We start from the raw sequence: 21536 nt of genomic DNA, 5'->3' as shown, positions 1-21536 counted from the left end.
CACCACGACAAATGTGCTTTTTTGCGCGCTTTATGTGAATATCACCATGAAACAAACACAAAACTGGCTAAATACGAAAGCTTAAATTGAATTCACTTGGAGAAACCGTAGACTAAAGCCAGATTTTGAATGGGGAACCAATCGTGAAAGCCATTAAGCGTCACAAAGAGATTATTGAATTAGTTCAAACACATGGGTTTGTTAGCACCGAGGATTTAGTCGAGCGTTTTGATGTCAGCCCACAAACGATTCGTCGTGATTTAAATGAATTGGCAGAAGCCAACAAGTTGCGCCGAAATCATGGTGGAGCCACGATTGCATCCAGTTCAGAAAACTCGTCCTATCACACGCGTCAAGTCTCCCAGCAAAGTGAAAAGCAAGCCATCGCCGAAACCTTAGCCCAGCAAATCCCAGATGGCGCGACCTTGTTTATTGATATTGGTACCACCCCTGAAGCCGTCGCCCACGCGTTGGTAAAACAGCATCATAACTTACGCATCGTGACCAATAACATCAATGTTGCCACCATCATGATGGCAAAAGCGGATTTCAATGTCATTCTGGCAGGTGGGGAAGTTCGTAATAAGGATGGCGGAGTGACCGGCGAAGCCACACTTGATTTTATCTCTCAATTTCGTCTTGATTTTGGCATATTGGGGATCAGTGGTATCGACTTTGATGGATCATTACTCGACTTTGACTATCATGAAGTTCGAGTCAAACGCGCGATCATCGAGAACAGTCGCTGCGTATTTTTGCCCGTTGACCACAGTAAGTTTGGCCGAAATGCGATGATAAAACTCGGCTCGATGTCTGACATCGATTTGATTATTACTGATCAAGCTCCGCCAAAAGAAATTGCTCAGTTCGCGAAAGATAACGAAATTACCATTCAAGTTGCCCAGTAAATCGACCACTTAGATTCTCGACTACTTGGGTTCGAGAAGCATTGGGGTTGGTAGAGATTAAAAAGCCGAGATCCATCGATCTCGGCTTTTTGATATACGCATCCAAAACATTACACGCTAACCACTTCAATGTTTGATTGCGGAACGCAGCAACAGGCCAACACGGTCTGTTCATCACATCCATGCATTGCTGGCACATCCGGCTGCTCAATATCGCCGCTTTCCACTCGCACTTGGCATGAACCACATAAACCTGCGCGGCAGCTATTGGCAATCGCAACCCCAGCGTTTTCGGCTTGTTCAAGAAGCGTGGACTGATTATCCCCTTGAAATACTTCCCCATTGACACTCAGCGTAAGCGCTTTAAATGGCTGAGGTTGGGTGCGCGCCACCCCAAACGCCTCTTGATGATATTGCTCTTCTGGTAGCCCTTTCTTCAGCATGAGGTTCTTTGCTTTGGCCATAAAACCTTCTGGGCCGCACACAAAAACTTGCCTGTGCTCCAAATCCTTAATCTGCTTGATATGAGAAAGCGAAATGCGTCCTTTTAAACCAAACCAATCAACAGGCGCCTGAGTTAAACAAATCAATACCTTAAGACCTGGATGTTGACGTTTAAGCTCATCAAGTTCGGCAAGACAAGGGATGTCTTCCACTGAGCGGCATTGATGATAAAACACCACATCATCCATTTGCTTTTGGTCAGAAAGATATCGAAGCATTGATAGCATCGGCGTCACCCCGCTGCCAGCGGACAGTAACAACAAAGGTTGGTTATGATGATGAGGTGCAAGATGGAATGTGCCATTCGGCTGCTCAGCCATCAGTACATCACCGACATGCAGGTTATCTTGCAGCCAATTAGAGACTTCGCCACCATCAATGCGCTTTACCGAAATCGCGACGCGCCTAGGCCTTGAAGGGCTCGATGACAAAGTATAGTAACGGCTGATTTTTTGATTCCCGACTTGAAGCTGAATAGGTAAGTGTTGGCCAGGTTGATATGAAAATGCAGGCGCATTCGGGTCTGGCTCAAGCCAAAACGTCACAAAATCACGGGCAATTTCTTCGCGCTCAACACAGGTAAACTGATGACGTACCGGACTGTTATCGGCGTAGACTTCTGGCGCTTTATACTCCAGCACTTCCACCCTATCGCCAGCACGGATCATGCCTTCGTTTTTGGCCACTAAGTTTTGTCCAAAGAATACACCGCCGGCTTCATTCGCACGAAATTGTGATAATGTTGCGAGCGGCTCTTTGCTCGCCCGAAACTCGCCTTTTTCAACATCAACCGTGGTTAAAATACAGCGTTCACAGGGTTTGACTGACTCAAATTCCACCTCACCGATTCGAATTCGCTTCCAGCGGTCTTCTTCAAATGGCTCGGTGTTCGACACCACCAAGTTGGTACGGAACTGATCCATCGAATGCACTTGTGAACTGCGGCGATTCAATTCCTCTAATGAAGCCTCGCCAATCACCAATACAGGGTATCCATCAGCAAAACTGACATTGTGGCCAACTTTTTCACGCACACGGTTCGATTGCGCCCCGCAATACAGCAGCGTCACACGCTGACCGAGAACATCACTAAACCACGCATTCGCTTCTGCTGTGGTTTGGTAAGCGGTAAATTGATCCGCCCATACTTGGGCATCATGCTCTTGCATCGAAAAATCACAATAGCGCAGATGAAGTGCCGGCTTGCCTTGCACACTAAACGTCACGCCATCCGCGGTTAGCGCAGTTTTCACTAATACCATTTGCGGATACTTACGCGCTGTCACCATCGCGCCATCAGGCTGTGCGATTAAAAATCGGCGATCAAAACTCAAGCCTTGTTTTTCAACCCAAGAGGATGACATGGCGATACCGCCGATGGATTTGGCTGGGTAAATATTAATTTTAGACAGATTGGGAGATGACATTCGCTTACCTACTTCCATGAAATATGCCGAACACAGACCTTACTTAGTGTATTAAAACATCAATACACGCTAAGGTTTTCTAATAATTAAGTTTTTGCAGAGACTTGACTCAGCGAGCTTGAACCATACACCGATGAACTCAATACTTAAATGCCGAATTATCGACAACCGTCAAAAAGTAACCGAAAGGAGTTTAAATGAATAAACTGATTTTGATTCTGCTGTGCGTTTTTGTTCCGCCTCTCGGTGTATTAGTTGACCGAGGGTTGGGTAAAGACTTTCTTATCAATCTGATTCTTACGCTGATTTTCTTCTTCCCGGGAATGATTCACGCGCTGTGGATCACACTCAAAACATAAATCGCTATTTCCCGACCAATGAAACAAAAATAGGATGAAATGACATACCTTTTGCTCTATCATCCTGTCGCCTATACGTAAGCGTTTGCGCACCTTGCTGCGCTTACGTTAGGCTTCAATCCAGTTTTATTTATTTGGTGGGAGCTACAATGACAACTTTAACGATTACTCGTCCTGATGATTGGCACGTTCACTTACGCGATGGCGATGTTCTTCAACATACCGTAAAAGACATCAGCCGCTACAACGGACGGGGGTTAATCATGCCAAACACAGTTCCTCCAGTAACGACGACGGAAATGGCTCGTGATTACCATCAGCGTATTAGCCAGCATCTCGCGCCTCAAAGCACCTTCCAACCTCTGATGTCACTTTACCTCACCGACAACACCTCCCCTGAAGAAATTCGTAAAGCCAAAGCCTCTGGTCTGGTTGTCGCCGCAAAATTGTACCCTGCCGGCGCCACAACCAACTCAGATTCCGGCGTGACTTCCGCTCAAAATATCTATCCGGTATTGCAGGCGATGCAAGAAGAAGGGATGTTACTGCTTATTCACGGTGAAGTGACCACGCACGATGTGGATATTTTTGACCGAGAAAAACATTTTCTCGATACAGTGCTCGCACCTATCGTCAATGACTTTCCAAACCTAAAAATCGTACTTGAGCACATTACCACCGCCGATGCGGTGGAATTTGTCAACAAGGCCAATGACAACGTCGCAGCAACCATTACCGCTCACCATCTTCTTTACAACCGAAATCATATGCTTGTTGGGGGAATCAAACCTCACTTTTACTGCTTACCCATTTTAAAGCGTAATAGTCACCAACAAGCCTTAATTGCAGCGGCGACCAGTGGCAGCAAAAAATTCTTTCTAGGAACAGACTCCGCGCCACATGCCAAGGATAAAAAAGAGAATGCTTGTGGCTGCGCAGGCTCTTACACAGCGCATGCAGCATTAGAGCTCTACGCTGAAGTCTTCGCCGAGCAGGATAAACTGGCTAATTTAGAAGCATTCGCCAGCCATAACGGCCCTGATTTTTATAACTTGCCACGCAACAGCGATACCGTCACCCTAAGTCAAGAAAGCTGGGCCGTGCCAGAAGTGATGCCATTTGGCGATGATAATGTCGTGCCGATTCGAGCCGGTGAAGAGATTTATTGGACCGTCAAATAATCAATTCGACACAGCCATAAACGTAAAAAAGCCGCTTCATCAACAAGCGGCTTTTCGTTATCAAGAGATGGATTCATTTAATGAATTGGCGCATCCGTTTTGGCGTAGAACTTACCAAAGTAATGCTCAAGAATTTCGGGCGTCAATTTACCCTCTTCTTCCAGCTTCTTAAGCTCAGCGGCGATCGCTTTTTGCTCTTCCATTGAGGGCAGTTTTACCTCTGGCTCTTCTGTTACCTCTTGCGACATGGCTTCTAGGTCTTTCTCAAAATCACTCATGCTCGACTTACCTTTAAATCATAAAAAAACTGGCGCTAAGTGTACCCATTTAGCGCCAGTTATGCCAGTTAACGAACTCTGTAGAAATTAGAGTTTAAAACTTCCGACCATACGGTCCAAGCGTACGGAAAGCTCTTTAAGCTCAAGACTTGCCTGCGCGAGTTCTTCCGCTGTTTCCGTCGTCGTTTGGTTGATCAGGTTAATCTCTTCGATATTTTCATTAATCACATGCACCACGGTTGACTGTTCTTCAGTTGCGGTTGCCACTTGCGTGTTACGATCGGAAATATCGTGAATGCGCTCAGAGATACTCAGAAGCACTTGAACTGCTTCATCAGAAGCCTCGACCCCTTCATGGGTAATCGTGATCCCCAACTCCATCGCTTTCACGGCATCGGTCGCGTCGGTTTGAAGTTGGTTGATCATCTTCTGGATTTCATCGGTTGATGAAGCGGTGCGACTGGCCAAGTTGCGAACCTCATCGGCCACAACAGCAAAGCCTCGACCTTGCTCACCTGCGCGCGCCGCTTCGATAGCAGCATTCAACGCTAACAGGTTGGTTTGGTCGGAAATGTCACGAATCACATCCAGTATCGAACCAATTTCTTGCGTCGTCGAAGCGAGTTGTGTCACCACCTGCCCGGTATTCTCAATATCTGCGGCTAAGCGACCAATCGCATCTTTGGCGGTGTTCACCACCGTTTGGCCATTGGTACTACTTTGAGACGCTTCGTTCGCTGTTTCGGCCGCCGTTGCTGCGTTAGAGGCAATTTCACTGATTGTCGCCCCCATTTCGTTGACCGCCGTCACCACTTGAATGGTTTGGTCTCGCTGAGTTTGGCTATTATCGTGAGTCCGAGTTGCTTTAGACGACACCCCATCCGCTGCAGATTGCAACGCGTTACTGGTTTCGGCTACTTCTTTCATCGACTGATGAATTTTTTCAATAAAGCCATTAAACCCGGCTGAAAGTTGCGCGATTTCATCTTGCCCTTCAACCTCAATTCGCTGTGATAAATCACCATCCCCTTTGCCAAGATCAGAGAATCGAGCCGCCAGTGCCTTGATAGGTTTGGTGATACTGTTGGCGAGGAAAATGCCCATCAGAATGAATAGCGCCGCAACAACAATCGTAATGATCATCATTTGTTGCCCAACCGCATCTAAATCCGCGAATACTTCTTTAACAGGCACAACACCAATTACAAACCAGTCCATTGTTGGAATGTACTGGCTCGCCACGAACACGTCTTGACCATTAAAGTCACTGCGAATCATGTTAAATGACGACTTATTCAACAGCTTCGAGACATTGTTACCATACAAGCTTGAGAGCGTACTCTTCACTTTGTCTTTTTGACTGTGAATTTGGACGTTACCCGCGGCATCGGCAAGGAAAACAAAGCCTGTTTTTTCGATTTTAAACCCGTTCAATAACGCCACCATGTCATCCATTGACTTGGAGACGCCCGATAAGCTAAAGCCATTAACGTCTTGGAAATTGGCGAACATTTTCACTTCACCGCTCGGCTCTTGGAACATGCTCACCATGGTCGCATCACCTGATTGGGTAAATCCAAAAAACCACCCATCTTGACTACGGTTAAGTTCTCGCAAGAAGCCTTTTTGGTTCCAGTAGTAAGCGGTTTGACGGTTCGCAACCGACGCATCGTTCAACTTATATTGGTCACGAACATTATTCAGCTGTTTCACCAATTTTGCTTCTGCGCTGGAATCAATCTGTTTGGTTTCAATGACGTCTTTAATGAATTCATTGTTCGCTAATTGCTGAGCCGCAAGTAGCAACTGATTGACTTGGTTGTCGATGTCGTTTTCGATCTGCTCAAGCATCGATGGTAATTGAATGTTCACCAAACGATATTCAAGAACTTCTCTGGCCGTTCTTTGGGCCATCAAACCAACAATCACTGTCGATGCTAATACCGCAAATGTGATCCCCGCGACCACTTTTTGCTTAATACTGAAAGAACTGAGTTTTGCCATTCATCGTGTCCTGATTAGGAAATATGTTTTGTTGTCGAAATTTATTGTCGGCTGCAAAATATATTACTTTACCGAACATTCGCCCTTTTTATACTAAAAGCAAACAAAGTAGAAATACTTTATGGCTATAAAATTACTTGAATATAAAACTAAAGGATTAAAAATAACGAGTTTCGTACCAAAAAAGGACATTAATTTTAAGAATAATTGACTGATATAAATCACGTTTTGCTAAATTGAACTGGGGAGAAAAACGGTGTAAGTTTAGTGACAAGGTCACCCGAAACTCACTAAGAGATCAAACCAGTCCAAAAACACTTAACTGACGAAATAATCATCAATTAAGTCAAAAAAATGAGACATAACGGAACTTTTCACCCTGCTTATCCACTAAAGCCAATAAAATCCGGGAGATAATCAGCAATGACGTCAACACTTCTTCAACAACTTGAAGAGTACTTAAACCATCAGGTTATAGGCCAAACGGAATTGGTAAAGCAATTGCTCGTCGCATTGCTTGCTGATGGGCATATTCTTGTTGAAGGGCCTCCAGGCTTAGCAAAAACTCGCGCTGTCAAATGCCTTGCTGATTGTATTGAAGGGGACTTTCACCGTATTCAATTTACGCCAGATTTACTCCCTGCGGATCTCACCGGTACGGACATTTTCCGTCAAGAAACCGGGCAATTTGATTTCCAACCCGGCCCTATTTTTAACTCACTGATTCTGGCCGACGAAATCAACCGGGCACCGGCCAAAGTTCAGGCGGCAATGTTAGAAGCCATGGCGGAAAAGCAGATTACCGCAGGTCGTAAAACTTACGCTTTGCCGACATTATTTCTTGTTATGGCCACGCAAAACCCGATTGAGCAAGAAGGCACCTATCCACTCCCAGAAGCGCAACTCGATCGTTTCTTACTTCATCTGGATGTGAATTATCCAGATGCAGACAGTGAACTGGCTATTCTGCGTTTAAACCGTGGTGAAGCCAAAGGTGACAAGACACCAACGCCGCCGACCTTAAGCCAGCAAGATATCTTTAGTGCGCGTCAAGAAGTCCTTAACATTCATATGGCGGACACTATCGAGCAATATATTATCCGCTTAGTCATGGCGACACGCGAACCTGGACACTATGACGAGACGCTCGCGCAATGGATCAACCTCGGTGTCAGCCCGCGTGCCACGATTGCGCTTGATCGCTGTGCCCGTGCCCATGCATGGCTGTCAGGGCGAGACTTTGTATCTCCTCAAGATGTACAAGCAATGGCCTTTCCCGTATTACGTCATCGTATTTTGCTCAGTTACCAAGCCCAAGCCGAAGGCATTCACGCGAACCAAGTCATTAGCCGCTTACTGGCCTTAGTGGGCAGCGCATAACGCGGGCGTAACCTTGATGAAAACGGCTTATAATCAAACGTCATCACAACCATTACCAGATTACGCCAATGGCGTAACGTTAGGCTTGCAGGAACTGATGGTGTACAAACAGCAAGCGGTACGCTGGCTACCCCCTGCTAAAAGCTTATGGGCGACAGCACTTGGCCAACATCAGAGCCGTCAACTTGGTCGCGGAATGGATTTTGCGGAAGTGCGCCAGTACCAACCCGGAGATGATATTCGAACTATCGATTGGCGGGTCACCGCGAGAACGGGTAAGCCACATACCAAACTGTTCACCGAGGAAAGAGAAAAGCCGGTCGTCTTATATATCGACCTTAGCCGCAGCCTCTTTTTTGGCTCAACGTATTTGCTGAAATCGGTACAACTTGGGCATATGGTAAGCCTAATTGCTTGGCTTTCTTTGGCGCAAAAAGATCGTATTGGTGCAGTGATTGATACGGGCGCTGCACTGATTGAACTGCGTCCTAGTAACCGAATGCAAGGCCCACTCGGTATTCTTCAGCAACTCATCGACCACCACAATCAACTGCTGACAGCCCCTGTGGACTCGCCAACAATCAGCTTTACTCGCGCGTTAGAAACATTAAGACGCTTGTGCTCCAAAGGCAGTGAAATCGTTATGCTCAGTGACTTTACCCGCTTTGAATCGCAGCATGACACGCTTATCGGGCAATTGCGCCAACACAACCGCGTGCGTATGGTCCAGTTTTGGGATCCGCTGGAGCAAGGTAACACTGAATTTCGCGGCATAGAACAAGTTTCAGACCGTTCAACCACGCAATGGTTAGACTTCGCTTCAAAACAAACACGAACAGTATTGGCTAATAGCTTTCAAGCGCGACAAGACGCGTTAAAATCGACAGCGTTATCACATGGAGTGTCTTTTTCATCCATCTCCAGTGCTAAGCCCCTATTACAACAATTATTCGGATAACGTCGAATGACAGAAAATCAAAATGAATCGCTATTACCGCTTAAATCCCTGCATCTACCGGAAATGCCGTCATGGTTTCCGCTTGCTTGGGGATGGTGGGCATCACTTGCAGCAGTATTGATCGCCGTCCTTTTGGTCTGGCTATTTATTCGCTGGCGCGTCAAGCGCATGGCACCAAAGAAAACCGCATTAAGAATGCTGGCCAACACCAAGGAGCCATCGAGCGCAATAGAATTGTTACGCCAAGCCGCGCTATGTTATTACCCAAGAGAAGACATGGCGGCGTTAACTGGCAAACCTTGGTATGTTTTTTTGGACCGACAAATCGGTAAAACGTTGTTTGAACGCAATCAAGAACGCTGGCAACAAGCGCTTTACTCGAGAGAGCCCATTGAAGATGCTCAAGAACTCGTAGAACACTGCGTTTACTGGGTCGAAAACGCACTACCCCCCAAAAAAGGAGGAGTACGACGTGGCTGATATCGAGTTCGTTTGGTGGTGGATGAGTTTTGCTTTGCCGCTACCAATCGCGATATACAAATTGCTACCGCCCAGCCAACAACGATCGCCGATTTACCTCCCCTCTCTGCCTGAGAGCGGAGGCGGTCACCAACCAAAACAACTGACAGCCAAAATCCTGAGCGTCTTAATTTGGCTATGTTTAGTACTTGCTGCGATGCGTCCGGTCTGGTTTGGAGAGCCCATTATCGCTCAGCCCAAACACCGCGACCTGATGTTGGTCGTCGATTTATCGTCATCCATGTCGACCGAGGATATGCGTCAAGATGATGAGTTTATCGACCGTCTCAGCGCAGTAAAAAACGTACTCAGTCACTTTATTGACCAGCGCCAAGGTGACCGACTGGGTCTGGTGCTATTTGCTGACCATGCGTATTTACAGACGCCGTTAACCCTAGATCGACAAACCATACGTCAACAACTCAATCGCACCATTTTGCGTTTAATCGGTAACCGAACCGCGATTGGTGAAGGTATCGGTTTAGCCACTAAGACCTTTATTGATAGTGACGCGCCCCAGAGGGTGATGATTTTACTCAGTGATGGAACCAACACCGCTGGCGTACTCGATCCTATCGAAGCCGCTAAGATTGCAAAAAAATATCATGCAACCATCTATACCGTAGGTGTCGGTGCAGGTGAAATGGAAGTCGATGGGTTATTTATGCGCCGTACAGTAAATACAGCGCAGGACCTTGACGAAAAGACGCTCACCGAGATTGCGAATATCACTGGCGGCCAGTATTTTCGCGCCCGTAATAGCCAAGAATTGGCAGAAATTTATCAAACCATTAATGATTTGGAACCAGTGAGTATTGCCGACCAAACTTGGCGACCACAAACCGAATGGTTTGGCTTACCAATCGCTCTGGCACTGATGCTTTCTGTTATCCTCACCCTATTTAGGAGGAATCATGTTTGAATTTACTTTCCTCTATCCGTGGGCTCTTATTTCACTGATTCCCTTAGCGTTAGTCGTTCTATGGATCAAACTTCGTCCTCGTCAACACAGCCTGATCGCGCCGCATATCGCTAAAGCGATTGGGATAGAAAACCGCCAGCATCAAAGCCAACTGCTATCTGGTATTACACTATTCTGGCTGCTCGCTACCCTAGCGTTAGCAGGCCCAAGCTGGGAACACGCCAAACGGCCGAGTTATCAAAGCGGTCAAGCGCGGGTTTTAGTGATGGACATGTCACTATCGATGTATGCCACCGATTTAAAACCGAACCGATTAACCCAAGCTCGCTATAAAGCGATGGATCTTCTCAAGCAGTGGCGCGAGGGTAGTACCGGCCTAATTGCCTACGCCGCAGATGCCTATACAATCAGCCCGTTAACCAGCGATACACAGACCATCGTCAATCAGATCCCAAACCTGTCACCAGATATCATGCCCTATCCTGGCGCTAATGCCGGGCAAGGCGTAAAGTTGGCGATTCAAATGCTAAAAAATGCGGGGCTAGAGCGCGGTGATATCGTCTTGATGACGGATGATCTAGATAGCCAAGAGGTCAATGATATTCAGCAATTGCTCTCCAACGAACGGTGGCAATTGTCGATTTTGGGCGTTGGCACAGAGTCAGGCGCACCCATCGTGCAGCAAGATGGGTCATTACTGAAAGACAACCACAACAGTACAGTCATCGCGAAAGCCAACTTTGCTAATATGGGGCACCTAGCCCAGTCAGTAAACGGTATTTTTGTTCCGATTCAACTTGATAGTAAAGATATCAATACCATTACTCACTTCACTCAACACCTCTCCACTCACGCCAAGAAGAATCAAGATCAGAGCGTTGATGATGTCGTTAATAATGGTTATTGGCTAGTACTGTTACTGCTGCTGCCCGCTCTTGGACTCTTTCGTAGAGGCCTCATTTTTACTCTTATTTGGCTGGCACTTCCACTTACGACACCCAATCAAGCCCAAGCAAGTGCATGGAAAAATCAAGACCAACAAGGGTATGAGCTGTTTAACGCGAAGCAATACAAGCAAGCGGAGCAAACATTTAAGAGCCCCGAATGGAAAGGGATTGCCCAGTATAAAGCCGGGGAATTTGAGAAAGCGATTGAAAGCTTGCAAGGCATTGATACGCCTCGTGCACAATACAACCTCGGTAATGCATACGCACAAGCCAAACAGTTTCAGCAAGCCATTGATAGCTACAAACATGTCCTCAAGACACAACCAAACAATCAAGATGCACAACATAATCTTGAGATCGTGAAAAAAGCATTAGAGCGTCAACAGAATCAACAGAATCAACAGAATCAACAGAATCAACAGAATCAACAGAATCAACAGAATCAACAGAATCAACAGAATCAACAGAATCAACAGAATCAGTCTGATCGACAAGGCCAGCAAAGCAAGCAAAATGGCAATCAATCACAACAATCAGACGCGAATCGCTCACAAAGCGCTCAGCAACAACAGCAGCAAGAGAAGCAAAATCAGTCGGCTCAGGAGCAAAATGCACAGTCTTCGGATAAACGTCAGCCAACACCGTCATCTCAAGACCAGTCGCAAGCTGCTAAGCAAGCTCGCACGTCATCTGACGATGAACAAGATGACAGCTCGCAATCGTCTCAAGCATTACCCCAGTCCGCATCGTCGGTAGAGCCGGAACTGAGGAAGCTAGAACAAGTTGAAGCGGCGCGTGACCCTAGCCAACTGCTGCGTGCTCAAATGATTCTTCAAGCAAAACAGAAACAAGCGCCTCTTGATACAGGTAAAAAGTGGTAATCATGACTATGCAATCAATTCGCTCCCTGATACTCCTACTGTTCATTGGACTTAGCTATAGTCCACTCAGTTTTGCACTTAATCTGCAGGCCAGCGTAAGCAAAAATAAAGTGGCGCAAAATGAAGTGTTTCAGCTACGTATTGTCGCTGATGAGCGCCTGTCTTCCGATGACATCAATTTTGATGTGTTAGACCAAGACTTCTACCTAAGTCGCCCAAGTTTTGGCTCATCAATAAACAGCATTAATGGTAAACGGACCACACGCAGCGAATGGAATATTTCCCTTGCCAGCAATAAATTGGGGATGGTTAAAATTCCATCTTTTGAGGTCAATGGCGCTCAAACGCAACCCATCGCTATTCAAGTGGTCAAAGCGCAAGATGCCGTAGACCCTTCAGAATTAATCGACCTTAATGTTAGCCTCGACAACCAACAGCTTTATCCGAACGAATCCGCCATTTTATCGATTCAATTAGTCGTAAAATCCAGTGCCAGTCGCCTCAGAAACCCACGTATTTTTCCGCCGAAAATTGACGGTTTGAGTATGGAATCGGTGGATAATGGCAATCAATACAACACCGTCATTGATGGCGTGAGCGCCTCGGTTGTTGAATATCAGTTTCGTCTGACGGCTGACAAACCAGGGACTTATCAATTACAAGGCCCGCGGTTTACCGCCAACTTGATGGATGATGATCCTCGTTCGGGCTCTACCCGCTTGGTGCCTGTCGATATTCGAGGTAAAAACTTCACGATCACCGTAGAAGGAAAACCCAGCAATTACTCTGGCGTCTGGCTACCAACGCCTCAACTGACGCTGGATCAAAATTGGCAGGACAGCAATAACAATGCGGTCGATGTGCGCTACGACCAACCCTATTCAACACAAGTGGGTGAGTCACTATCACGAGAGATCACGTTAGATATTCAAGGTCTTAACCCTGAACGATTCCCAGATTTAAAGATTGACTACCCGAACTCTGTGCGCGTTTATAGCGAAAAACCGCAATTTGAGAAACTCGACAATAATACAACTCGCATGACTCTAAAGCAGGTGCTTATTCCTCAAGCGCCAGGTGCTGTTACGCTTCCCGGGTTAACACTCAATTGGTGGGATAGCCAAGAACGAGAGCAGCGCAGTGCAAGCCTTAACGCTCTAACGCTGGACGTGGCCAGCGCAACCAGTATTAATGCCGCTCCCGTTGCACCTTCATTACCCAGCGTCGATAACCCTGTCGAAACCGTTACCATAAAAGATGCGGGTTGGTGGCCAACCCTCAGCGCCATACTCGCCGTTTTATGGTTGGTTACCGCTGCCATTGCATTCCGCCTGAGACGCCATCGTGGCAGTAAAGCACCAAATAAAACCGAAATCGATGTGGATAATCATTGGGACCCGCTACTTTATGCATGCCAGCGTAACGATGTCATACAGATTCAACATTACTGTTCTTTATGGCTGCAAGATCACCCTGAGTTACTCAGCCAATATCGTGCAGAAATCGAACAACAACTTAGCGAGATGAACCAATCTCAATTCTCAGAGTCAGATAAGGTATGGCAAAGTCGTCATTTAGTCAGTGTGCTTAAGAAAGCACGTAAATCTCTCAAAAAAGAGACAGCAAAAGACGTCACACTAGCCAAACTCTAGCTGACCGTTGACATAGGCGACGATAGTTAATGCTAGTTTTATAACTAAAGTGGATGTATCGGAGGGAGAGATTGTGTCTGCTGCACAAAGCCCAAAAACTGAAGAGACGTATGTGATTATTTATTTTGATGGTGCCGACATGGCGTCATTTGAAATCGAAGCAGAAACTCGCGAGGAAGCGGTCGAGGCATTCAAACATACGGGTCGTTCAGATAAAGATGTATTTTCTATTCGCCCCTAGTTCGCTATTCGAATACAAAGTTCATCGCGCGTTATAAAAAACCACGTCCAATGACGTGGTTTTCTGCTTTTATGACGATAGCGGTTAGCCCCTATAGGGCTATAAGTTCTCGCCATAAATATCAAAATTGAAGTATTTGGCGGCGATTTTATCGTACGTGCCATTATCTCGAATGGCTTTAATTGCTTGGTTGAATTTAGCCGCGAGCGCTTTATCCTGCTTACGTAACGCAAGCGCTGTTCCTTCTCCTATATAGGCTTTATCGGTTACCGCTTGGCCTTTAAACTCAAAGTCTGCGCCCTCAGGCTTATCTAAAAATGCCAATGCCAGTTGATCCGCATTACCAAAGGTCACATCCAAACGACCATTTTGCATATCGAGATACACTTCATCCTGACCACCATAGCGTTTAATATCCGCGACACCCGCAAACATATCTGTTACATAGCGATCATGAATGGTTCCTTGTTGAACACCAATTACTTTACCTTCTAGCCCTGCTTTATCAATCGCAAAATCCGCAGATTGTTTGGCAACAAAGCGTGCAGGAGTCTGATAGTACTTATCCGTAAACAGAACTTTCTTTTTACGGTCTTCCGTGATTCGCATCGAGGCCATAATCACATCCGATTTACGAGCCATCAAACTCGGTATCAAGGCATCCCAACCCTGGGAGACCCAAATACAATCCAGCTTCGCCTCTTCACACAGAGCATCAGCAATTTCAATATCAAAACCAACGGGTTCGCCCTGTGCATTTTTATAGTTAAACGGTGGATAGGTAAAATCCGAAGCTAACCGAACTTCCTTTGCACTTACCACACCACATACCAAGCTGGTAATAACGGCTAATCCCAAAGTGAATTTTTTCATTTCACGATTCCTTTTGATTCATTGTGTTCATTGGTATTACTTACAGAATAATTGTTCATGGCCTCAAGCACTTCTTGCATACTGGCTTGACTGCCGATGGTGATTCTTACGCAATTGGCTAGTGCGAGTTCGTGCCCCTGATCGCGCGTGACGATACCGTGGCTCAACAAATAATCAAACAGTTTTATGCCCTGCTTAGTACGAAGCAAAACAAAGTTGGTTGCGGATGCATACACGGTTTCAATCCAAGCGAAACCAGTGACTTGCTCAGCAAACCAGTCACGCCTGGCAATAAGTTGATGGGTTGCCTCTCGCATCTGTGCAATTCCTTGCTCTGACAGCGCTTTTAGTACAATTTCAGAGCTGGAATCTGGCATCGGGTACGGTGGAATCAGCTTCATCACATAATTCATGACCGAATCATCGGCGATAATGAATCCACAACGTACCGATGCAAGGCCAAACGCTTTGGATAACGTTCTAATAACCACAAGGTTCGGGTAATCAAGGACTAAGTCCGCTACGCTCTGTTGCCAATCGAACTCGATATAGGCTTCGTCCACCACCACTAATGTATCGTCTCGAGTGGCCTCTAAAATGCGTTCGATATCTTTACTCGCCAACACATTCCCAGTCGGATTATTGGGTGAGCATAGAAACACCACATTGGCCACCTTCGCAGCCGAAATGACCCCTTCGACATTTAACTCGAACTCGTCACCGAGTAATGGTACAGGCAAAGTAGCAACGGAGAGTGCTTCTGCACAGAATTCGTACATAGCGTAGGTGGGCGTACACACCACGATGTTATCTTTTCCCGGCTGGCAAAAGGTGCGTATTAGCAGATCAATCGCTTCATCTGCGCCGCGTACAGCAAGCACGGGTGACTTGATCTCACTGTAACTTTGGTACGCCTTTGCCACTTCTGATGGCATAAAATCGGGATAACGATGATACTGCCCTTGCCCCGCAACGTAATCGATAGGCTGCTCTAATTCGTTGGCATTGAGCCAAATACGTCCTGCGCCTCCAATCCGACGAGCCGACTGATAAGGTATTAACTTTTTTATAGCCTCTGGTGCTAATTTTTCTGCAACCGATGACATTCCAACCTCATTACAAATGTTAACTATTTGTTTATGGTAATTTTTTATGCACTAAAAACATGAATAATGCGTTTATTTGCAATTTTATTAACTTATTAACCATTCAAACAAAAACCATTTGTAAACTGAATCGAAATAAAGACATACTAGGCATGATAAAAATTCATAGCTGTAACTCTTTTATGCCATTACCATCGACCAAATCACTGCAAGTATTTCTTGCCACAGCAAAACACCTTAATTTTACTCGAGCCGCAGATGCGATGAATCTGACCCAAGGAGCCATTAGCCGGCAGGTCATTGCGCTTGAAGAAACCGTCGGCGTGCCATTGTTTTATCGGCATGCTCGTGGCTTGTCCTTAACCGAACAAGGTCGTTTGCTTCTCCCCAAAGCCCAAGACATTCTTGACCGCCTGCAGCAGGCGATATCGGATGTCAGCGCCAGCTCTTCGCGTATCAAGCTTAATGCTCCGAGCTGTGTGACCTCATGGCTATTACCACGGTTAATGGCGTTTCAAGAAGCCCATCCAGATGTCGATGTTGAACTGACGTCGAGTATTAATCATCACTCCGCACCGAACTTCGAAGCCTTTGACGTGATCATCATCTATGGCAAAGAGCCAAGACAGCCGAGCGTCACCAGCCATCATTTATTTGAAGAGCGCCTTACTCCGATGTGCCGCCCTGAACTGTGGCATGCCATTGTTCCCAAGGCCATCTCTGACCCCAGTCCTTGGCTTGAACAATTTACGTGGCTTCACGCCAACAGTGCACAAAGTGATTGGCAACTGTGGCTAAACCATCGTCAGCAAAAGAAAATGTCGAGTAAAAGCAATCAGCACTTTTCGACCCTAGACCAAGCAATGAACGCTGCACAGCAAGGGTTTGGTATCGCCATTGGCGATGTCACGCTCGCGCAGCAAGACTTATCGATGAATCGTTTAATTCAGCCTTTTAACGACACCGTGTTATCGGGACAAAGCTATTACTTTTTGTATCCAAGACAAACTCATAACCCAATCTTGAACTTGCTACAAAATTGGCTAATTTCAACACATTAACTGACGCGATTTTGCCGTATGATAAAACGAAGAGAATGAATTAGAACGGGCCGGCTAATACGATGCCCACCACCACCTCTAGGATAGGATGAATGCCAAGTCGACAAAAGCTACTAGAAGCGCCGATTCACCGAGCCCTGCTCTCGCTAGCCATTCCAATCGTCATCGGGCAAATATTGCAATCCACCTATCAACTGACTGACGCGTTTTGGGTCGGACGGTTAGGCGCGCATCAGGTTGCCGCCGTATCTGTGAGTATGCCTGTCACCTTTTTAGTCATCGCGCTTGGCTCAGGGCTTGCGATGGCAGGGGCAACATTAAGTGCCCAGTATATGGGCGCTCGCCAATACGAAAAAGTCAATAAAGTTGCAGCGCAAACCATGCTAATGGTGTTGTTTAGCTCAATCATTCTTGGGCTTACTGGCTATTTGCTATCACCCTACTTTTTAACACTCTTACAAGTTGAGCCTGCGGTTTATCAAGACGCACTGCGATTTATGCATGTGTCATTTATTGGTGTGGTGTTCGTTTTTACCTTTGCGATGTTTCAAGCCATTATGCGCGGTATCGGCGAAGTCAAAGTGCCGCTCCTGATCGTCTTTGGTACGGTCATTCTTAATTTCTTTTTGGACCCATTATTTATCTTTGGCTATGGCCCACTCCCTGGCTATGGCGTGATGGGCGCCGCGCTGTCAACGCTGGTGACTCAAGGGTTAGCAGCGCTTCTTGGTCTAATGGTGCTACTAAAAGGTCGCCATGGCATTCATTTACGTCGTTACCATTTTAAGCCTGACATGAGCTATATACGCCGCGCGTTTTTTTTGGGTGCGCCTGGTTCGGTTGAGCTTTCCGCCCGTGCTTTGGGCTTAATCATTATGTCCTTTTTGGTCGCCAGTTTTGGCACCGTCACGATTGCCTCTTACGGCGTAGGATCCAACATACTGCAAGTGGTCACGATCCCTGCGATGGGGCTATCGATGGCGGTCTCGACCTTAGTGGGGCAAAACCTCGGTGCTAAGCAGGTCGAACGCGCCGAGCGCGTCACGTACATCGGCACGTTATGGGGTTTTATTGCGCTGACTATTTTAGGCATTCTCGCCTACTTTTTTGCGCCAAATATTGTCGGATTCTTCATTCCGGATGATCCTCAGGTCATTGAAAATGGGGGGCAATTTGTCAAAACCATGTCTCTAACATGGGGATTTATTGGCGTACAGCTGTGCGTCGTATCAGCATTTAGAGCCTCAGGAAATATGGTCAATACCATGGTGCTCTCGTTGCTCTCACAATGGGTATTTCAATTTCCCTTAGCGTATGTGCTGTCAAAGCATACACCTCTATCACAAACGGGAATCTGGTACTCTTTCGCTATCACCAATGTCCTGATAGCCGCAGTATCCGTAGCCTGGTTTGCACGCGGTCGCTGGAAGCAAACCCGGTTAACCGATGATGATCAAGACGTGTTGCAAGTTACCGAAGAAGCGCTATTGGATATTGAAGATCATCGATAGGTATTATTGTGCATTCGGGGTTTTAAAATCAGCGTGAGCCAACAAGCGTTGTAAGCTCTTCATACTTGAGCAAATCACGTAAGCCACGGATACTAGAGCTCTTTCAGTCAATAGTTAGCTGCTCTAAGGTTACTTACATGGACGTTTTTCAAAGCCTTCACCACCACCGTTCAATTCGCCAATACCACCCAGATCCTATCGACCCACAACTGCTCGAGCAGATATTAAATGCAGGCATACGGGCATCGTCATCTGGGAATATGCAGTCGTATTCGATTATCGTCACCCAAGATCCACAGCTCAAGCAGGCATTGTATGAGCCTCACATGCAACAAAACATGGTTGTGGATGCACCTGTCCTTCTCACGTTTTGCGCCGACTTTCGCCGCATGCGTAAGTGGCTCGAGCTTAGCGATGCTCCGCTGAATTTTGATAACTTTATGAGTTTTATGATTGGGGCGATTGACGCCACTCTGGTATCGCAAAATGTGGCTCTAGCCGCCGAGGCGAAAGGTTTGGGACTATGTTATATGGGATCGACCTTAGCGAATTGCGACCAAATCGCCGAGCGATTAGCGCTGCCCCAAGGTGTCGTGCCTGTGGTCGGCTTTTCACTTGGCTACCCCGCAGAAAAACCAGACATTCGAGATAGGTTGCCCTTAGAAGGCTTGGTTCATTACGAAACCTACCATGATCATAGTGATGAAGAGATTAAACGTATTTATGCCGATCGTGAGAAATCTGGCTGGGAACGCTACATGTCCTACCCTGACCTAAAAGCAATGATTACCTCGTCAGAAGTCGAAAACTTAGCGCAAATCTATACCAAATTAAAATACACTCGAGACTCTCATATCACCTTTTCTAAAACCGTACTCGATTGTCTTAAAGCACAAGGCTTTATGAATCATCAATAACCCTTGTTGGGCAACTTGAGCTCATCAAGCTGCCCCGTTTTATCCCAATACGGCGTATCACCGTAATATTCACTCAAGAAATCGATGAAATGGCGTACTTTTGATGCAAGAAATTCACGATGGCTGTATAACGCGTAGAGACCCAAAGATTCGATAGGAAAATGCTCTAGGGCGACAAGTTCACCGCGAGCAAGAGCTTGCCCTGTCAAGAATGTCGGTTGAATCGCATAACCACGCCCTTGCATCGCCATATTCACAATGACATCGCCATTGTTACTGGCAAAGTCACTTTTAAAATCCTGAATGGAAACGGACTTCGGCCAATCAACCAGTAAACTACGCAGGTCCGAATAGGTAAATCGCAAATAATTTAAGTGGCTCAACGCCACTAAGTCTTGGGGTATTCCGTGTTGCGTCCAATACTGCGGAGCCGCGCACAAAGACAAGCGAATAGGGGTAATTTTCTTCGCCACCAGCGTAGAGCTTTTAAGGTGGCCAATTCGAAGCGCGACATCGATACCTTCATCCAGCAGATCGACTTTGCGATCGGTCAGAAACAGCTCAACCCGCATCTCTGGGTAACGCTGCTGAAATTCTGTTATTGGATTGGATAAATGGTGAATACCGAACGACATCGGCACGCTGACCCGTAGCGTCCCTGTCACCTGATTTTGCAAATTAGTTAAATCATTCTCCATATTATCAATATCTTGGAGAATTTGCTGGCAACGCTCAAAGTATGATTGACCGGCTTCGGTTAGATGGACTCGTCGTGTGGTTCGATTGAGAAGCCGCACCTGTAAACTCTCTTCTAACTGGCCAATGTACTTACTGATCAATTGCGGAGATATCTCTAAGCGACTCGCGGCTTTGGTAAAGCTACCTTCCATAACCACAGCATTAAATGCACGCATTGACGTGAACTTATCCATATTAACAACGCTCCGTTGATAATTAAGCAATGAATACCCGTTTTATCATACAATCTAACAGAGGTATATTAGTTCCATCGCAGTCGCCACCAACGAATAGATGAAAGAGTGGCGCAGTAATTCGCCGAAATGGCTAAGAGAGAGGTAACATGACAAATCAAACCCGTATGCCAGCGCTGTTTTTATCCCATGGTTCTCCAATGATGGCGATGGAGTCTTCATCAACGACCGCGTTCTTTAAAACGTTGGGGCAATCCGTTCCTGCGCCAAAAGCGATTGTTATTTTCTCCGCTCACTTTGATTATCGTGGCCCTGCTGTTATTACCAGTGGGCATACTTTGGGTACCATCCATGATTTCTATGGTTTTCCTCAACCTCTGTATGATATTCAATACCCAGCTCAAGGTGCCCCAGAGTTAGCCAAAGAAATCGAAACAATGCTGACTGATGCGGGTATTCCCGCGATAACCAATGGCGAACAAGGGTTAGATCACGGAGCTTGGATCCCCATGTTGTATATGTTCCCCAACCATGATGTACCTATTATCCAAGTCTCGATCGACAGTACTAAAGACGCGATTTCACACTACGAAATTGGTCGATTTTTGCGTCCACTACGTGAAAAAGGCGTGTTGTTTGTCGGCTCGGGTGGTATTAGCCATAACTTACGTGAAATCTTCGCGCCAAATGCGGATCCACAACGTGTGGCGAAAGTGAATGAGTTTACACAATGGGTCGGAGACGAAGTGACCCATGGGCGTGTCGATGCTTTGCTTGATTACCGTAACCAAGGTCCACATTCGTTGTATAATCATCCAACACCGGATCACTACCTACCACTGCCAAGTATTCTAGGGGTGACTTATGATGATGAAAAAGGTCAAGTACTGCATCGTGCAATGGATTTAGAGATACTTGCGCTGGATGCGTATGGCTACGGAATGTAATAAAAAAGCGCCTATTAAGGCGCTTTTT

At 46.4% G+C, this 21536-nt stretch carries 20 protein-coding genes; 14 read left to right on the top strand and 6 right to left on the bottom strand.

Going from position 1 to position 21536, the window contains the following annotated elements; translation table 11 throughout:
* Positions 1-143 precede the first annotated feature (143 nt).
* Complete coding sequence (locus M1D72_RS02280; protein ID WP_390194758.1) at positions 144-908, top strand: DeoR/GlpR family transcriptional regulator; 765 nt, start codon at positions 144-146, stop codon at positions 906-908.
* 110 nt (positions 909-1018) lie between these two features.
* On the opposite strand, the gene M1D72_RS02275 is transcribed toward M1D72_RS02280, so the two are convergent.
* On the bottom strand, positions 1019-2839 hold the full coding sequence (locus tag M1D72_RS02275; RefSeq protein ID WP_456295396.1) for an MOSC N-terminal beta barrel domain-containing protein: 1821 nt from the start codon (positions 2837-2839) through the stop codon (positions 1019-1021).
* Between the two features lie 197 nt (positions 2840-3036).
* Here M1D72_RS02275 and M1D72_RS02270 point away from each other — a divergent pair, with 197 nt between their 5' ends.
* Positions 3037-3198 (top strand): YqaE/Pmp3 family membrane protein, encoded by a 162-nt coding sequence (locus tag M1D72_RS02270; protein WP_390194762.1) that lies wholly within the window; start codon positions 3037-3039, stop codon positions 3196-3198.
* A 149-nt stretch (positions 3199-3347) separates the two neighbouring features.
* Positions 3348-4379, top strand: coding sequence for a dihydroorotase (gene pyrC, locus M1D72_RS02265; RefSeq protein WP_456295395.1), 1032 nt, complete (start codon positions 3348-3350; stop codon positions 4377-4379).
* Positions 4380-4456: 77 nt separating this feature from the next.
* Here the strand turns inward: pyrC and M1D72_RS02260 are convergent, their stop codons facing one another.
* Together M1D72_RS02260 and M1D72_RS02255 are read right to left on the bottom strand one after the other, a co-directional pair.
* A complete protein-coding gene (locus tag M1D72_RS02260) occupies positions 4457-4657 on the bottom strand; it encodes a restriction endonuclease subunit S (RefSeq protein WP_456295394.1) in 201 nt (66 codons plus the stop codon).
* An 87-nt stretch (positions 4658-4744) separates the two neighbouring features.
* Positions 4745-6661, bottom strand: a complete 1917-nt coding sequence (locus M1D72_RS02255) for a methyl-accepting chemotaxis protein (RefSeq protein WP_456295393.1) — start codon at positions 6659-6661, stop codon at positions 4745-4747.
* Positions 6662-7084: 423 nt separating this feature from the next.
* Between M1D72_RS02255 and M1D72_RS02250 the strand changes: the two genes are divergently transcribed.
* The 7 genes from M1D72_RS02250 to M1D72_RS02220 all read left to right on the top strand — a co-directional run bounded on the left by M1D72_RS02250 (position 7085) and on the right by M1D72_RS02220 (position 14161).
* The gene (locus M1D72_RS02250; RefSeq protein ID WP_456295392.1) at positions 7085-8041 is read left to right on the top strand and encodes an AAA family ATPase; all 957 of its coding nucleotides are present in this window, start codon (positions 7085-7087) and stop codon (positions 8039-8041) included.
* Positions 8042-8057: 16 nt separating this feature from the next.
* A complete protein-coding gene (locus M1D72_RS02245; RefSeq protein WP_456295391.1) occupies positions 8058-8999 on the top strand; it encodes a DUF58 domain-containing protein in 942 nt (313 codons plus the stop codon).
* A gap of 6 nt (positions 9000-9005) precedes the next feature.
* Positions 9006-9479: a DUF4381 domain-containing protein gene (locus M1D72_RS02240; protein WP_456295390.1), complete on the top strand. Its 474-nt coding sequence runs from the start codon at positions 9006-9008 to the stop codon at positions 9477-9479.
* Entirely contained in the window at positions 9472-10440 is a 969-nt protein-coding gene (locus M1D72_RS02235) for a vWA domain-containing protein (protein WP_456295389.1), read from the top strand. The genes M1D72_RS02240 and M1D72_RS02235 overlap by 8 nt, the downstream gene beginning before the upstream one ends.
* Entirely contained in the window at positions 10433-12268 is a 1836-nt protein-coding gene (locus M1D72_RS02230) for a VWA domain-containing protein (RefSeq protein WP_456295388.1), read from the top strand. The genes M1D72_RS02235 and M1D72_RS02230 overlap by 8 nt, the downstream gene beginning before the upstream one ends.
* A gap of 2 nt (positions 12269-12270) precedes the next feature.
* Entirely contained in the window at positions 12271-13920 is a 1650-nt protein-coding gene (locus M1D72_RS02225; protein WP_456295387.1) for a BatD family protein, read from the top strand.
* A gap of 73 nt (positions 13921-13993) precedes the next feature.
* Positions 13994-14161 (top strand): hypothetical protein, encoded by a 168-nt coding sequence (locus M1D72_RS02220; protein ID WP_390194782.1) that lies wholly within the window; start codon positions 13994-13996, stop codon positions 14159-14161.
* A 99-nt stretch (positions 14162-14260) separates the two neighbouring features.
* Here M1D72_RS02220 and M1D72_RS02215 read toward each other — a convergent pair whose 3' ends face one another.
* Positions 14261-15034: an ABC transporter substrate-binding protein gene (locus tag M1D72_RS02215; RefSeq protein ID WP_456295386.1), complete on the bottom strand. Its 774-nt coding sequence runs from the start codon at positions 15032-15034 to the stop codon at positions 14261-14263.
* On the bottom strand, positions 15031-16140 hold the full coding sequence (gene hisC, locus M1D72_RS02210; protein ID WP_456295385.1) for a histidinol-phosphate transaminase: 1110 nt from the start codon (positions 16138-16140) through the stop codon (positions 15031-15033). Before hisC ends, M1D72_RS02215 begins: the two co-directional genes overlap by 4 nt.
* Positions 16141-16322: 182 nt before the next feature.
* On the opposite strand from hisC, the gene M1D72_RS02205 reads away from it, so the two are divergent.
* The 3 genes from M1D72_RS02205 to M1D72_RS02195 all read left to right on the top strand — a co-directional run bounded on the left by M1D72_RS02205 (position 16323) and on the right by M1D72_RS02195 (position 19629).
* Entirely contained in the window at positions 16323-17201 is an 879-nt protein-coding gene (locus M1D72_RS02205; protein WP_456295626.1) for a LysR substrate-binding domain-containing protein, read from the top strand.
* A gap of 92 nt (positions 17202-17293) precedes the next feature.
* Positions 17294-18712: an MATE family efflux transporter gene (locus M1D72_RS02200; protein WP_456295384.1), complete on the top strand. Its 1419-nt coding sequence runs from the start codon at positions 17294-17296 to the stop codon at positions 18710-18712.
* Positions 18713-18849: 137 nt separating this feature from the next.
* Positions 18850-19629, top strand: coding sequence for a nitroreductase family protein (locus tag M1D72_RS02195; protein ID WP_456295383.1), 780 nt, complete (start codon positions 18850-18852; stop codon positions 19627-19629).
* Here M1D72_RS02195 and M1D72_RS02190 read toward each other — a convergent pair.
* Complete coding sequence (locus M1D72_RS02190; RefSeq protein ID WP_456295382.1) at positions 19623-20561, bottom strand: LysR substrate-binding domain-containing protein; 939 nt, start codon at positions 20559-20561, stop codon at positions 19623-19625. The genes M1D72_RS02195 and M1D72_RS02190 overlap by 7 nt on opposite strands.
* A 149-nt stretch (positions 20562-20710) precedes the next feature.
* On the opposite strand from M1D72_RS02190, the gene M1D72_RS02185 reads away from it, so the two are divergent.
* On the top strand, positions 20711-21508 hold the full coding sequence (locus tag M1D72_RS02185) for a DODA-type extradiol aromatic ring-opening family dioxygenase (protein WP_456295381.1): 798 nt from the start codon (positions 20711-20713) through the stop codon (positions 21506-21508).
* Positions 21509-21536 lie beyond the last annotated feature (28 nt).

The organism is Vibrio sp. AK197 (assembly GCF_053903115.1).
This window is presented reverse-complemented; position numbering and strand designations above follow the sequence as displayed.

What these genes read in the sequence shown, in the direction of transcription:
- M1D72_RS02215 (WP_456295386.1), bottom strand. Translation starts at nt 15,034, where the DNA reads ATGAAAAAATTCACTTTGGGATTAGCCGTTATTACCAGCTTGGTATGT.
- M1D72_RS02270 (WP_390194762.1), top strand. Translation starts at nt 3,037, where the DNA reads ATGAATAAACTGATTTTGATTCTGCTGTGCGTTTTTGTTCCGCCTCTC.
- M1D72_RS02245 (WP_456295391.1), top strand. Translation starts at nt 8,058, where the DNA reads ATGAAAACGGCTTATAATCAAACGTCATCACAACCATTACCAGATTAC.
- M1D72_RS02260 (WP_456295394.1), bottom strand. Translation starts at nt 4,657, where the DNA reads ATGAGTGATTTTGAGAAAGACCTAGAAGCCATGTCGCAAGAGGTAACA.
- M1D72_RS02240 (WP_456295390.1), top strand. Translation starts at nt 9,006, where the DNA reads ATGACAGAAAATCAAAATGAATCGCTATTACCGCTTAAATCCCTGCAT.
- M1D72_RS02225 (WP_456295387.1), top strand. Translation starts at nt 12,271, where the DNA reads ATGACTATGCAATCAATTCGCTCCCTGATACTCCTACTGTTCATTGGA.
- pyrC (WP_456295395.1), top strand. Translation starts at nt 3,348, where the DNA reads ATGACAACTTTAACGATTACTCGTCCTGATGATTGGCACGTTCACTTA.
- M1D72_RS02200 (WP_456295384.1), top strand. Translation starts at nt 17,294, where the DNA reads ATGCCAAGTCGACAAAAGCTACTAGAAGCGCCGATTCACCGAGCCCTG.
- M1D72_RS02275 (WP_456295396.1), bottom strand. Translation starts at nt 2,839, where the DNA reads ATGTCATCTCCCAATCTGTCTAAAATTAATATTTACCCAGCCAAATCC.
- M1D72_RS02185 (WP_456295381.1), top strand. Translation starts at nt 20,711, where the DNA reads ATGACAAATCAAACCCGTATGCCAGCGCTGTTTTTATCCCATGGTTCT.
- M1D72_RS02195 (WP_456295383.1), top strand. Translation starts at nt 18,850, where the DNA reads ATGGACGTTTTTCAAAGCCTTCACCACCACCGTTCAATTCGCCAATAC.
- M1D72_RS02190 (WP_456295382.1), bottom strand. Translation starts at nt 20,561, where the DNA reads ATGGATAAGTTCACGTCAATGCGTGCATTTAATGCTGTGGTTATGGAA.
- M1D72_RS02230 (WP_456295388.1), top strand. Translation starts at nt 10,433, where the DNA reads ATGTTTGAATTTACTTTCCTCTATCCGTGGGCTCTTATTTCACTGATT.
- hisC (WP_456295385.1), bottom strand. Translation starts at nt 16,140, where the DNA reads ATGTCATCGGTTGCAGAAAAATTAGCACCAGAGGCTATAAAAAAGTTA.
- M1D72_RS02205 (WP_456295626.1), top strand. Translation starts at nt 16,323, where the DNA reads ATGCCATTACCATCGACCAAATCACTGCAAGTATTTCTTGCCACAGCA.
- M1D72_RS02250 (WP_456295392.1), top strand. Translation starts at nt 7,085, where the DNA reads ATGACGTCAACACTTCTTCAACAACTTGAAGAGTACTTAAACCATCAG.
- M1D72_RS02255 (WP_456295393.1), bottom strand. Translation starts at nt 6,661, where the DNA reads ATGGCAAAACTCAGTTCTTTCAGTATTAAGCAAAAAGTGGTCGCGGGG.